General features: G+C 64.0%; 11 protein-coding genes. 4 read left to right on the top strand and 7 right to left on the bottom strand.

The features are described 5' to 3' along the window. The first annotated feature begins 6 nt into the window (after nt 1–6). Both ABIA40_RS15390 and ABIA40_RS15395 read left to right on the top strand, forming a co-directional pair. On the top strand, nt 7–1,662 hold the full coding sequence (locus tag ABIA40_RS15390) for a TRAP transporter large permease subunit (RefSeq protein ID WP_271547243.1): 1,656 nt from the start codon (nt 7–9) through the stop codon (nt 1,660–1,662). Between the two features lie 119 nt (nt 1,663–1,781). After that, the gene (locus tag ABIA40_RS15395) at nt 1,782–3,068 is read left to right on the top strand and encodes a M20/M25/M40 family metallo-hydrolase (protein ID WP_404541839.1); all 1,287 of its coding nucleotides are present in this window, start codon (nt 1,782–1,784) and stop codon (nt 3,066–3,068) included. A gap of 345 nt (nt 3,069–3,413) precedes the next feature. Here the strand turns inward: ABIA40_RS15395 and ABIA40_RS15400 are convergent, their stop codons facing one another. From ABIA40_RS15400 to ABIA40_RS15430, 7 genes are all read right to left on the bottom strand, one after another. Then, nucleotides 3,414–4,802 (bottom strand): ATP-binding protein, encoded by a 1,389-nt coding sequence (locus ABIA40_RS15400; RefSeq protein ID WP_404541842.1) that lies wholly within the window; start codon nt 4,800–4,802, stop codon nt 3,414–3,416. A gap of 1 nt (nt 4,803) precedes the next feature. Continuing rightward, nucleotides 4,804–5,478, bottom strand: coding sequence for a response regulator transcription factor (locus ABIA40_RS15405; RefSeq protein WP_157282346.1), 675 nt, complete (start codon nt 5,476–5,478; stop codon nt 4,804–4,806). A gap of 107 nt (nt 5,479–5,585) precedes the next feature. Next, nucleotides 5,586–5,930, bottom strand: a complete 345-nt coding sequence (locus ABIA40_RS15410; RefSeq protein ID WP_275500216.1) for a hypothetical protein — start codon at nt 5,928–5,930, stop codon at nt 5,586–5,588. A 257-nt stretch (nt 5,931–6,187) separates the two neighbouring features. Next, on the bottom strand, nt 6,188–7,276 hold the full coding sequence (locus tag ABIA40_RS15415) for a TRAP transporter substrate-binding protein (RefSeq protein ID WP_271547247.1): 1,089 nt from the start codon (nt 7,274–7,276) through the stop codon (nt 6,188–6,190). A 166-nt stretch (nt 7,277–7,442) separates the two neighbouring features. Beyond that, nucleotides 7,443–8,531, bottom strand: a complete 1,089-nt coding sequence (locus tag ABIA40_RS15420; RefSeq protein WP_157282349.1) for a TRAP transporter substrate-binding protein — start codon at nt 8,529–8,531, stop codon at nt 7,443–7,445. A gap of 206 nt (nt 8,532–8,737) precedes the next feature. Beyond that, nucleotides 8,738–9,874 (bottom strand): Mrp/NBP35 family ATP-binding protein, encoded by a 1,137-nt coding sequence (locus ABIA40_RS15425; protein WP_157282350.1) that lies wholly within the window; start codon nt 9,872–9,874, stop codon nt 8,738–8,740. 53 nt (nt 9,875–9,927) lie between these two features. Next, nucleotides 9,928–10,365 carry a VOC family protein gene (locus tag ABIA40_RS15430; protein WP_271547248.1) on the bottom strand — a complete coding sequence of 146 codons (438 nt, stop codon included), beginning with the start codon at nt 10,363–10,365 and terminating at the stop codon, nt 9,928–9,930. A gap of 182 nt (nt 10,366–10,547) precedes the next feature. Here ABIA40_RS15430 and ABIA40_RS15435 point away from each other — a divergent pair, with 182 nt between their 5' ends. Continuing rightward, nucleotides 10,548–11,420 (top strand): NAD(P)-dependent oxidoreductase, encoded by an 873-nt coding sequence (locus ABIA40_RS15435; RefSeq protein WP_271547249.1) that lies wholly within the window; start codon nt 10,548–10,550, stop codon nt 11,418–11,420. 153 nt (nt 11,421–11,573) lie between these two features. Beyond that, complete coding sequence (locus ABIA40_RS15440; protein WP_271547283.1) at nt 11,574–12,965, top strand: sodium:proton antiporter; 1,392 nt, start codon at nt 11,574–11,576, stop codon at nt 12,963–12,965. Nucleotides 12,966–13,096 lie beyond the last annotated feature (131 nt).

Below are 13,096 nucleotides of genomic sequence, written 5' to 3' on the forward strand. Positions count from 1 at the left end.
GAATCCATGACCGCATTCATCATCGCCAATATGGCGCCCATCATGTTCGTGTCGCTGGTCGTCATGCTGCTGCTCGGCTATCCGGCGGCATTCTCGCTCGGCGCCGTCGGCCTGTTCTTCGCCATCATCGGCGTCGAGCTCGGCCAGTTTCACCCCGACTTCCTCCAGGCCTTGCCGGAGCGCGTCTATGGCGTGATGAACAACGACACGCTGCTCGCGATCCCCTTCTTCACCTTCATGGGATTGGTGCTGGAGCGGTCGGGCATGGCCGAGGACCTGCTCGACACCATCGGCCAGCTGTTCGGCACGATCCGCGGCGGCCTCGCCTATGCCGTGATCTTCGTCGGCGCGCTGCTCGCTGCGACCACCGGCGTGGTCGCGGCATCCGTGATCTCGATGGGCCTGATCTCGCTGCCGATCATGCTGCGCTACGGCTATGATCGCCGCGTGGCCGCCGGCGTCATCGCCGCCTCCGGCACGCTCGCGCAAATCATTCCACCCTCCCTCGTCCTGATCGTGATGGCCGACCAGCTCGGCAAGTCCGTGGGCGACATGTACGAGGGCGCCTTCATCCCCGGCCTCGTGCTCGCTGGCCTCTACGCGCTCTACGCTTTCCTCGTCAGCATGATCTGGCCGAAGGCGACGCCCGGCCTGCCGAAGGACGCCATCGGCTTCCGCGAAGACAACGGCGATCGCGGCCTCGTTTCGCTCGGTGTGCTGTTCCTCGCGAGCTGCGCGTTCGGATGGTTCATGATGCGCAGTTCAACCACTCGCGGCGCCGATTACGTCGTGCTCAGCATGTTCTACGGCATCATCTTCGCATTCGCCGTCGCCGTGCTGAACTGGGTGGTGGACAAGCTGACTGGATTCCGTTTCCTCTCGAAGATGGCGCAGCAAACCACCTTCGTCATGGTGCCGCCGCTGTTCCTGATCTTCCTGGTGCTGGGCACCATCTTCATCGGCATCGCCACGCCGACCGAAGGCGGTGCGATGGGTGCCGCCGGCGCCCTCATTCTAGGTGCCGTGAAGCGGCGGCTGAGCTGGGACCTGATCCGGCAGGCCACGGAATCGACCGCCAAGCTGTCGGCCTTCGTCGTGTTCATCCTGGTCGGCGCCCGCATCTTTTCGCTCACCTTCTACGGGGTCAACGGTCACGTCTGGGTCGAGCATCTGCTCACCTCGCTGCCGGGCGGCCAGATCGGCTTCCTGATCTTCGTCAACGCGCTCGTATTCGTACTGGCCTTCTTCCTCGACTTCTTCGAGCTGGCCTTCATCGTGATTCCGCTGCTGGGACCGGCGGCCGAGAAGCTCGGCATCGACCTGATCTGGTTCGGCGTCATTCTCGGCGTCAACATGCAGACCTCGTTCATGCACCCGCCGTTCGGATTCGCGCTGTTCTATCTCCGGTCCGTCGCGCCGAAGGAGCGATACACCGATCGGGTCACCGGCAAGCGGATGGACCCCGTCACCACCGGCCAGATCTATTGGGGTGCGGTGCCCTTCGTCGTCATCCAGATCATCATGGTCGGCCTCGTGATCGCGTTCCCATCGATGGTGATGCACTACAAGGGCGTGCAGACGAACATCGATCCCTCTACGATCAAGATCGAGGTGCCGCAGATCGAGCTGCCGCCGCTGGATCTCGGCCCACCGCAGAAGTAGCGGGAACAAGGCTCGCCGTCATGCTCCGCTATCGCGGCGCATGACGCGCCTCGGCGCGTGACAAGCAGCGAAATCGGAGGCATACCGGCCGTCCCCCCACCCCGCATGGATGGCCGCTCATGCCCCGATCGCACCCCTCTTCCACGTTCTTTGGAACGTTGATCGCCTCACTCTGGCTGTCTGCCGCAACGCTGGTGCAGGCCGAGCCGGTCGCCGACGTCCATGCGCTGGCGCAGAAGGAACAGCAGCCGCTGCTCGACACGCTGCGCGATCTCGTCAACATCGAATCCGGCAGCAAGGACATCGAAGGCCTGAACCAGATCGCTGAGCGCATTGCCGGTCAGCTCAAGCAACTCGGCGGCACGGTGGAGATCCTGCAGCCGACTGACATCTATCGCCTCGACGACACCCCCGAAAAGATCGGGCCGGCCGTGCACGCCGTGTTCAAGGGCACGGGGTCCAAGAAGATCATGCTGATTGCCCACATGGACACGGTGTACTTGAAGGGCATGCTGAAGGACCAGCCGTTCCGCATCGACGGCGACAAGGCCTACGGGCTCGGCATCGCCGACGACAAGCAGGGCATCGCGCTCATTCTCCATACCGTGGCATTGCTGCAGAAGCTGAACTTCAGGGATTACGGCACGCTCACAGTGCTCACGAACGGCGACGAGGAGATCTCCTCGCCCGGCTGGCGCAGCACCATCACCAGGCTCGCATCGGATCAGGACGTGGTGTTCTCGTTCGAAGGCGGCGGCACCGACGGCACGCTGCGCCTCGCCACCAGCGGCATCGGCTCGGCCTATCTCACCGTGCATGGCAAGTCGTCACATGCCGGCGCACGGCCCGAAGGCGGCGTGAATGCGCTGTACGAGCTCTCGCACCAGGTGCTGCAGATGAAGGACTTGTCCAAGCCCGAGCAGGGCCTGAAGCTGAACTGGACGGTGTCCAAGTCCGGGACCAACCGTAATGTGATCCCTGCCGAGGCGACGGCCCAGGCCGACGCGCGCGCCCTCAAGGTGTCCGACTTCGACGAGTTGCAGAAGGCGCTGCAGGACAAGATCAAGAATCGCCTGCTGCCCGATTCCAGGGTCGAGCTGAAGTTCGAGGTGCGGCGCCCGCCGCTCGAACCCAGCGAGGCCTCGCGCCGGGTGGCGGCCTATGGCAAGACGATCTATGGGGAGATCGGACTGACCCTCAAGGTCGACGAGAAGGCCATCGGCGGCGGCACCGACGCGGCTTTCGCCGCGCTGCAATCCAAGGGAGCGGTGGTGGAAGGCATGGGATTGTCGAGCTTCGGCGCGCACTCCAACGACGCCGAATATGTGCAGATCGACAGCATCGTGCCGCGGCTTTATCTGACGACGCGCATGATCATGGACCTGTCCACCGGCAAGCTGAAATAGCGGCTCCGCGTCTTTCCTTCTCCCTTGTGGGAGAAGGTGGCGCGAAGCGCCGGATGAGGGCTCTCTCTCGGCGAATTCAATTGAGAGTGAGACTCGCGGAGAGAACCCCCCACCCGTCTCGCCGCTACGCGGCGCGCCACCCTCTCCCACTAGGCAGCACTAAGGCATTTGAAGTTCTTCGCTGCGGCCATCCTTCGAGACGCCCGCTTTAGGCGGGCTCCTCAGGATGAGGACGGAGTGCGCGGCAGCCGTTCAACGGGCACCGACCCTGATTAGCCTCATCCTGAGGAGGCGCATCAGCGCCGTCTCGAAGGACGAGGCGTGCGCGCAGATCGCCGCCACAAGTCATATGCGATTGCCCTGCACAACAAGGGGAGAGGGTAAAGAGGTAGTTTTGTTCGCCAGCCGAAACCGCAGCGTGAACTCCGCACCGCCGCCGGGGAGGTTCTGCACCGCGACCGTGGCGGCGTGATCGTCCGCCACGGCGCGCACGATCGAGAGTCCTAGCCCCGCGCCGTCACTGCGCCGGCGGTCGGCGCGCCAGAAGCGCTGGAAGATCAGCTCGCGCTCAGCCTCCGCAATCCCCGGGCCGGAATCGCGCACGCGCACCGAACCGTCCTCCCCCACCTCGGCCTCGACGGTGGTGCCCTCCGCCGTGAACTTGATGGCGTTTTCGGCAAGATTGAACACCGCGCGCTGCAGCATCTCCGAATTGCCGTGGATCAGGACCGGCGCGTCGGTGCCCTTCAGCGCGATGTCCTTGCGTTGGGCAATCGCGAACGGGGCGATCGAGCCGACCACCTCGGCACAGACGGCGCGCAAATCCGCGGTCTCGCCGGGATCGAGCACCAGGGTGTCGAGCTCGGCGATCTCCAGCAGCTGGGCGACGATCCGGCTCATGGCCTCGATGTCGGCATGCAGCGCCTGCCGTTCGGCGCCGTCGCCGAGCGTCTCGATCCGCGTGCGCAGGATTGCGAGCGGCGTGCGCAATTGATGCGCGGCATCCGCCGTGAACTGCCGCTGCACGCGAAAGCCGGCCTCGAGGCGGTCGAGCGCCTGGTTCACGGCGGTGACCAGCGGCACGATCTCGCGCGGAATCCGCGCCGTCGGCAGCCGGATGTCGGTGCGCGCGGGGCCGATATTGCTGGCATCCTGCGATGCCTTCCACAGCGGCGCGATCGCGCGGCGGAAGATGATGATGTCGGTGGCAAGCAGGACCAGGAGGATGGGGATGGTGATCCAGCCGACCCGCCGGAAGAAGTTCGAGATGATGTCGTCGATGATGACGTCGCGGTGCGCGAGGTCCTCGGCGACTTGAATGCGCACCGTCCTGCCGGCAATGTCCCGGGTGACGCCGGCGCCGGAGATGGTCTCGGAGAAGCGTGATGGCGCCGCAGCGGCGGAACGCCGGTGCGAGGAGAACAGCGATCTTCCGTCGGAATCGCGAATGTCGAACTGGTAGCGGCCGTAAGCGTCCGAATAAAGACCCTTGAGGCTGTCGGGCAGGTTGAAGGTCAACGTGCCGTCCGGCTGCGCGACGATGCGCTCCGCCAGCACCTCGGCCTGCGCGCGCATGGCATCGCGATGCAGCTGGTCGATCTCGGAGTTGAGTAGCCAGAACAACACCAGCGGCAGGAAGATCGCGACCACCGCGACCGCGACGATGTGCAGGAACACGATGCGCGAGATCAGCGATTTGAAGGTCAGCGATCCGGCACGGCCCGCGGCGGGCACGTTATTTCTCCTCGGTCATGAGATAGCCGACGCCACGGATAGTATGGATCACAACCTTGGCGCCGTGCTCGGTCAGCTGCTTGCGCAACCGTGACACGTAGACCTCGACCGCGTTGGAGGCGACCTCGCCGTCGAGCCCGAAGATGTGGTCCTCGACGTTCTTCTTCGGTACCACCCGCCCCTGTCGGCGCAGCAGGATTTCGAGCACCGAGGTCTCGCGCGCGGAGATAATCCGCGGCTGGTCGTCGACGAAGATCTGCCGGCTCTCGGTGTCATAGACGAGGTTGGCGAGAGTGAGCGAGCGGCCGAGCAACTGGCCGGGGCGGCGCAAGATGGCCTCCAGCCGCGCTACCAGCTCCTCCATCGCAAACGGTTTTGCCAGATAATCATCGGCGCCGCTGCGTAGGCCGGTGACACGGTCCTGCAAGCCGCCGCGCGCAGTCAGCACCAGAACCGGCAGCGGCTCCATCTGGTGACGCAACTCGCGCAGCACCGACAGGCCGTCGCCGTCGGGCAGGCCGAGGTCGAGGATCATCGCGGCATAGCTGACGCTGTTCACCGCCTCGCGCGCCTCGGCCGCGCTGCCCACGATGTCGCTCTCATAGCCGGCTGCGGCCAGCCCACCAGCCACGAGCCGCGACAGCTCCGCATTGTCCTCGACGATCAGAAGCCGCATCGCATATCCGCTGATAGCCCGGTGTCATCGCACGGCTCGCGCCGCATCGGTGCTCTCTTCCACCATTCCGAGCGCATCGGCCAGCGAAAAAGCGTACGACTGACCAGTCAAGGGGTACGCTGCCCCTCGAAGGCCGCTCTGAGCGCAGCCAGCTGGTCGTCCGTTGCTCCCAGCTCTGCCTCGGCCCGACTGGCCGTCAAATCCACATAGGGGATTGGCTGATCAAACTGGCACGCCGTGAAGTCGTACCGCTCGCCTCCGATCCGGTTGTAGAAATGATCGCCGGCGGGAAGAGGCGTCTTCAGCAAGTCGCCGCCGAAGAGCTCGTGAACGAGCAGCGAGGTGACGTTGCATTGTCCTGCCGCCGGATTGCTCGCCGTCCATTGGCTGGCCGTCGACAGCGACCACGCCCGGCGCAATGCGCTTTGAACTTGATCGGGATCGAAGCTCATCGGATCCCCTGGGCCTGGCAGCCGAGCCGCAATGCGGATTCTGCGATCATCGGCTTCTACCACTGTTTTGCCCGACGCATCAAGCGGGAGTTCGGTAATTCAGCAGAAAGCTTGCGCTGCGCCGCCAAGTCATTGATAAACCTGTCCCCGTCTACTGTGCATGGGGTTGTTTTGCAGCTTTTGTTTGGACGCCCTTCGAACGCCGAAACGACAGCGTCCCGGAGCCATGGCTCCGGGACGCTGCATGCAAAGGGCGATCAACTTTGCGAGCGCCGCGCCATGAAGATGTCGTAGCCGACCTCGGCGACCTGGAACCAGGAATAGCCGTCGCTCGTGAACTTGGCGAGCGAGTCGTTCACTTTCTTGAAGTTCGGGTTGGTCGCAGCGACTTCGGCGTGCAGCTCCTTGGCGGCCTTGTAGCAGGCATCCATGATCGCGGGCGAGAAGGCGTGCAGCTTGGTGCCGCCCGCCAGCAGCTTCCTCAGCGCCAGCGGATTGGCGTTGTCGTAGCGCGCCATCATGTAATTGTTGGCGTAGTGGCCGGCCTGCTCCAGCACGCTCTGGTAATATTTCGGCAGCGCGTTCCACTTATCGAGGTTGACGAAAGCCATCAGCATCGGACCGCCTTCCCACCAGCCGGGATAGTAGTAGTGCGGCGCGATCTTGTAGAAGCCGAGCTTCTCGTCGTCATAAGGCCCGACCCATTCGGCGGCGTCGATCGTGCCCTTCTCCAGCGCCGGATAGATATCGCCGCCGGCGAGCTGCTGCGGCACCACGCCGAGCTTCTGGAGCACGCGGCCGGTGAAGCCGCCGATGCGGAACTTCATGCCCTTGAGATCGTCGGGCGTGTTGACCTCTTTCCTGAACCAGCCGCCCATCTGGCAGCCGGTGTTGCCCGCGAGCAGCGAGATGACGTTGTAGCCCTTGTAGAACTCGTTGAGCACGTCGCGGCCGCCGCCCAGCATGTACCAGGCCTGGTTGATGCGCATGTTGGGACCGAACGGCACGGCCGAGCCGAAGGTGAAGGTCGGGTCCTTGCCGAAATAATAATAGGACGCGGTGTGGCCGATCTCGCAGGTGCCGTTCTGCACGGCGTCGAGCACCTGCAGGCCCGGCACGATTTCGCCGGCCGCGAAGATCTGGATCTGGAATTTGTTGTCGGTCGCCTCGGCGACCATCTTGCACATCATCTCGGCGCCGCCAAACAGCGTGTCGAGCGATTTCGGCCAGCTCGTCGGCATGCGCCATTTGATTTCCGGCAACGACTGCGCGATCGCGGGAGCCGCGAGCGTGGCGGCGCCGGCCGCACCAAGTCCTGTGACCTTGATGAAGTCTCTTCTCTTCATGATTTCCTACCCTGATGGATCTAATTGTGGAGCCTTCTTTGCGAGGCTTGCCGACAGCATGGAACATCACGGGACCGAATGCCATCCCGATTTCACTGCGGCAAAGAAAAAGCCCGGCCTCGCGAGCGAGGCCGGGCCTTTCCGGTCTTACGACCTAAGCCGTAGATCAGCCGCGGGTGCGCGAGCGGATCATGAAGCTGTCGTAGGTATATTCGGCAACCTGCCACCACAGATATTCGTCGGAGCGGTAGGCCTGCATGGCTTCGATCGACTTCTTGAAGTCGGCGTTCTTGCCGGAGACCTCGGCCCACAGCTCGTTGGTCGCCTTGAGGCAGGCTTCCAGCACCTCGTTGGTGAACGGACGCAGCTGGGTGCCGCCAGCGACCAGGCGCTTCAGCGCCGCCGGGTTCTGCATGTCGTACCGCGCAGCCATCCAGCTGTTGGCGGTCGCCGTCGCGTTGGTGAGGATCGCCTGGTAGTTCTTCGGCAGCGCATTGAACTTTTCCAGGTTGGCGAAGGCGTGGACGGTCGGACCGCCCTCCCAGAAACCCGGATAATAGTAGTACTTGGCGACCTTGGCGAAGCCGAGCTTCTCGTCATCATAGGGGCCGACCCACTCGGCGGCGTCGATCGTGCCCTTTTCCAGCGCGGGATAAATGTCGCCGCCAGCGAGCTGCTGCGGCACCACGCCGACCTTCTGCAGCACCTGGCCGGCGATGCCGCCGATGCGCATCTTGAGGCCGGAGAGGTCGGCAACAGTCTTGATCTCCTTGCGGAACCAGCCGCCCATCTGGGTGCCGGTGTTGCCGCACGGGAAGCCGATCACGTTCGACTTTTTGAAGAACTCGTTGGCGAGCTCGTTGCCGCCGCCCTGATAGAGCCACGAATTCTGCTGGCGCGCATTGAGGCCGAACGGCACCGAGGCGAAGATCGCGAAGGTGGGGTCCTTGCCGACGTAGTAGTACGACACGGTGTGGCACATATCGACCGTGCCGTTCGAGGTCGCATCGAGCGCCTGGAGGCCGGGGACGATTTCGCCGGCGGCGAACACCTGAATCTGGAACTTGTTGTCAGTCATCTCGGCGACGTACTTCGCCACCTGCTCGGCGCCGCCATAGATGGTGTCGAGCGACTTCGGGAAGCTCGAAGTCAGGCGCCACTTCACCTCGGGCGAGGATTGCGCGATCGCCGGCGAGGCCACCGCGGTCGCCGCCGCGCCTGCTGCCGACACTTTGAGAAAATCACGACGCTTCATCTTCAGGTCTCTCCTTGCTGGGGCGTTTCCCCTTGACTTCTCTTCTTGCCGCCGCTCGTTCCGGCGACGCGTTGAGGGCGCGTCGAACCGAAGGGGCTTGACTGCGGGGGGCCTTTAACACGGCCAGCCCGGTTTCGGAACGCGACAATGGCATGACGGGGCTCTACGAAAGTCGCATGTCCCGGAGCCTGCCGCGGCGACCCCATTCAGGCGGCGGCGATGACACCCTTGAGCTGGTCCCGGACCTGGCCGGCAATGGCGCGGTAGATCGCCGCATGAGGGCCGTCCGGCTCGCTGTCGACCACGGGATTGCCGGCGTCCGAGGTGGCGCGAATCGCCATGTGCAGGGGGATCTCGCCCAGGAATGGGACGCCGAGCTTCTCGGCCTCGTGCCGCGCCCCGCCATGGCCGAAAATATCCGACTTGGTGCCGCAATGCGGGCATTGGAAGTAGCTCATATTCTCGACGATGCCGAGCACGGGCACGTTGACCTTCTTGAACATGGCAAGTCCCCGCCGCGCGTCGATCAGGGACAGGTCCTGCGGGGTCGAGACGATCACGGCGCCCTTGAGCGGCACGTTCTGCGCCAGCGTGAGCTGGGCATCGCCGGTGCCCGGCGGCATGTCGACGACCAGCACGTCGAGCTTGCCCCATTCGACGTCGCGCAGCATCTGCGTCACCGCCGACATCACCATCGGGCCGCGCCAGATCATCGCGGTCTCCTCCTCGACCAGGAAGCCGATCGACATGATCGCGAGCCCGAAGCGCCGAAGCGGAATCATCTTGCGCTCGTCGTTCAGCTCCGGCTTGTCGCGCAGGCCCGTCAGGCGCGGCACCGAGGGGCCGTAGATATCGGCATCGAGCAGCCCGACCTTGAGGCCGAGGTCGCGCAGGCCGAGCGCCAGATTGAGCGCCGTGGTCGACTTTCCGACGCCGCCCTTGCCGGAGGCGACCGCGATTACGGCGGCAACGCCGGGAATTTCCGATTGCCGCGCCATCGGCGACCCACCGCCCTGCGGCGGCTTGTGGGCATGGGCCGGCTGCACGCCGGGCGCGCCGCGGCTCGGCTGCGGGGGTGGCGGCGGCGCGGAGCCCGGCTTGCGCTCGGCGGTCAGCGCCACCATGACGGTGGTGACGCCGGGAATGCTGCGCACGGCGGCTTCCGCTTCGGCCCGGACGGATTCCCAGGCCCTTGCCTCGGCGGCGTCGACATTGATCGAGAAGAACACCTTGCCGTCGGAGGCGCTGATCGCGCTCAGCACATTGGCATGGGGGAGCGCGACCCCGCGGGGCGACTGGACCCTGGCGAGGCTATCGAGAACCTGTTGCTGCGTCACGCTCAAAGCGCATCTCCTGCAGTTGAGGATGCCCCATTAGAGCGGAAACGCCCAAAAGGCTACTGTCTGCCGATATCGTCCGTCTTTTCGGCCGGCGCCTCCCCCTGCTCCAGGGCAGCCTCGTAGTTCAGCTCGATCATGACCCCGTTGGGGTCGTGGACGAAGATCTGCCAGAGATCGCCACCGGGCACCTGGCGGGCCTCGAACTTGATCTTCTTTGACGCCAGCCGCTGTTTCATACCGTCAAAGCCGCGACTGGCGAAGGCGACATGGTGGACAACGCCGGAATCCGGCTTTTGTGGCTCGTCGGTCGGGGAAATGTCGACGAGGTGAACCACCGGCCTGCCCTCGCTGTACATCCAGGCGCCCGGGAAGGCGAAGTTCGGCCGCGCGCCTTTTTCCAGGCCCAGCACGTCTTCATAGAAGCGGACGGTCTCGGCCAGATTCCGGGTCCGGATGTTGAAATGATCGAGGACGCCCACGCTCACGCCGCCCATGCTCTCGCTCCCTTGTTTTGAAGTCCTTGGGTCGCCACCCTAGCACGGTAGGCTGCCAAACGAAGCCGTTGCCCTCTGGCCTCAAGGGTTTATGGTGCGCCTCCGGTCCGCCCTCACCGCGGAACCCAGGCATCCCTCGCTTGGCAAGAACCGTAAACCCGAACTACGGACAAGGTACCACTATGGCTAAAGTCGCTTTCCTCGGTCTTGGCGTGATGGGCTTCCCCATGGCCGGACACCTCGTGAAAAAAGGGGGCCATGAGGTCACCGTCTACAACCGCACCGCGGCCAAGGCGAAGGAATGGGCGGACAAGTTCGGCGGCAAGACCGCGCCGACGCCGAAGGCCGCCGCCGAGGGGCAGGATTTCGTGATGTGCTGCGTCGGCAACGACAGCGATCTGCGCGCGGTCACGATCGGCCCCGACGGCGCCTTCGCCGGCATGAAGAAGGGTGCGACCTTCGTCGACCACACCACTGCCTCCGCCGAGGTCGCTCGTGAGCTCGACGCAGCCGCCGTCAAAGCCGGCTTCAAATTCGTCGACGCCCCCGTCTCCGGCGGCCAGGCCGGCGCCGAGAACGGCGTGCTGACGGTGATGTGCGGCGGCGCGCAGGACGCCTATTCCGGCGCCGAGCCGATCATCACGGGCGCCTATGCGCGGATGTGCAAGCTGCTCGGGCCCGCCGGAAGCGGCCAGCTGACCAAGATGGTCAACCAGATCTGCATCGCCGGTCTGGTGCAGGGCCTCTCCGAGGGCATCCATTTCGCCAAGAAGAGCGGCCTGGACGTCGCCGCAGTGATCGAGACCATCTCGAAAGGGGCCGCCCAGTCCTGGCAGATGGAGAACCGCTACAAGACGATGAACGAGGGCAAGTACGATTTCGGCTTCGCCGTCGAATGGATGCGCAAGGACCTCTCGATCGCCCTGGCCGAAGCCCGCCGCAACGGCGCCAATCTGCCGGCGACTGCGCTGGTCGATCAGTTCTATTCCGAGGTCGAGAAGATGGGCGGCAAGCGGTGGGATACGTCGAGCCTGCTCGCACGCCTGCAACGCTGACGCTCTGTTGCGACCTGGTTCGGAGAAGCCGGCTTCGAACTTCGCCGCGGCTTCGGCCGCGACGAACTTCCGTCAAGCGCGCCGACCGAAATCATAAACTTCCGGGGGGAAGCCTTGCCTAGCGTGATTGCCGCCATCCTTGTTGTTGCGCGCCTGCTTCCGGTCGCGCTCCTGATTCTGGTTGGATCTCCCGCGCAGGCGCTTGCCGCATCGCTCGATGGTGCCAGCATTGGCCCGCAATGGGCGCTTCCATTCGCGGGGATGCTGCTCTCGATCGCCATATTTCCGCTCGCAGCGCCTCACTTCTGGGAGCATCACCAAGGCAAGATTGCCGCGATGTGGGCCGCCCTGATCGCGCTGCCGCTTGCAATCTGGTACGGCCCGCTTCCAACCGTCCAAGCGCTCGTTCATACGGCGCTGCTCGAATACGTCCCGTTCATTCTGCTGCTCCTCGCTCTGTTTACCGTCGCCGGCGGAATCGTGGTGCGCGGCAATCTTCACGGCTCCCCCGTCCTGAATACGCTGCTGCTCGCTCTCGGCACTCTGATCGCGAGCGTCATCGGCACGACCGGCGCCTCAATGGTCATGATCCGACCGGTGATCCGCGCCAATGACGATCGGCGGCACAACGCGCACGTCGTGATCTTCTTCATCTTTCTGGTATCCAACATCGGCGGCTCGCTCACGCCGCTGGGAGATCCGCCGCTTTTTTTGGGTTTTCTGCGCGGCGTGGACTTCTTCTGGACGACGACTCACCTGTTCCCCCAGACCACGTTCGCAGCCTGGATTCTGCTCGCCCTGTTCTTTTGCATCGACACTTATTTCTATCGCAAGGAAGGCCGCGTCAAACCGGACCCAACTCCGGACAATCCCTTGCGGATCAGCGGCGGCCTCAACTTCGCTTTGATGGGAGTCATCGTCGCTGCGATCCTCTTGAGTGCCAAGCTGGACCTCGGCGGATTTGAAGTTCTCGGCACGCACCTCCAGCTGCAGAATGTCCTGCGCGATGCCGTGATGATCGGAGTCGTGTTCGCATCTCTCGCCGTCACCTCGAAGGAGGACCACGACGCGAACGGCTTCTCTTGGGGCCCCATGATCGAAGTGGCAAAGCTGTTTGCCGCGATCTTCATCACCATCATTCCCGTGCTCGCGATTCTCAACGCCGGCAAATCCGGCGCGTTTGCCCCCGTCGTAAACATGGTCACCAACGCCGACGGCACGCCGAACAATGCCGCATATTTCTGGTTGACCGGCCTGCTCTCATCCTTTCTCGACAATGCGCCGACCTATCTGGTCTTCTTTGAGCTCGCCGGAGGCGATGCCAAGCATCTGATGACGAACGGCGCCCTCACCCTTGCCGCGATTTCCGCAGGGGCGGTATTCATGGGCGCAAACTCCTACATCGGCAACGCGCCCAATTTCATGGTGTACGCAATTGCCCGAGCGGGTGGTGTCGCAATGCCCGGCTTCTTCGGATACATGGCCTGGACCTCCGTCCTGCTGCTGCCGGTCTTCGGGTTGGTCACGCTCGTTTTCTTCAGATGATCGAAGCGCGGGTTGATGAAGGCGGCCGCCCGGACTGCGTATGAATTAACGCTCGGTTAACGTAATTCTTTAGCTCCTTAAGTCAGCTCTTAAGGATTTCTTGCCAGAGATAGACAATGCAGAAAGCCCGC

Origin of the sequence: Bradyrhizobium sp. USDA 223 (assembly GCF_044909005.1) — a bacterium.
Taxonomy (GTDB): domain Bacteria; phylum Pseudomonadota; class Alphaproteobacteria; order Rhizobiales; family Xanthobacteraceae; genus Bradyrhizobium; species Bradyrhizobium yuanmingense.

Coding starts and splice junctions, on each gene's coding strand:
- ABIA40_RS15435 (WP_271547249.1), top strand. CDS start 10,548: ATGGCTAAAGTCGCTTTCCTCGGTCTTGGCGTGATGGGCTTCCCCATG.
- ABIA40_RS15390 (WP_271547243.1), top strand. CDS start 7: ATGACCGCATTCATCATCGCCAATATGGCGCCCATCATGTTCGTGTCG.
- ABIA40_RS15415 (WP_271547247.1), bottom strand. CDS start 7,276: ATGAAGAGAAGAGACTTCATCAAGGTCACAGGACTTGGTGCGGCCGGC.
- ABIA40_RS15430 (WP_271547248.1), bottom strand. CDS start 10,365: ATGGGCGGCGTGAGCGTGGGCGTCCTCGATCATTTCAACATCCGGACC.
- ABIA40_RS15405 (WP_157282346.1), bottom strand. CDS start 5,478: ATGCGGCTTCTGATCGTCGAGGACAATGCGGAGCTGTCGCGGCTCGTG.
- ABIA40_RS15395 (WP_404541839.1), top strand. CDS start 1,782: ATGCCCCGATCGCACCCCTCTTCCACGTTCTTTGGAACGTTGATCGCC.
- ABIA40_RS15420 (WP_157282349.1), bottom strand. CDS start 8,531: ATGAAGCGTCGTGATTTTCTCAAAGTGTCGGCAGCAGGCGCGGCGGCG.
- ABIA40_RS15410 (WP_275500216.1), bottom strand. CDS start 5,930: ATGAGCTTCGATCCCGATCAAGTTCAAAGCGCATTGCGCCGGGCGTGG.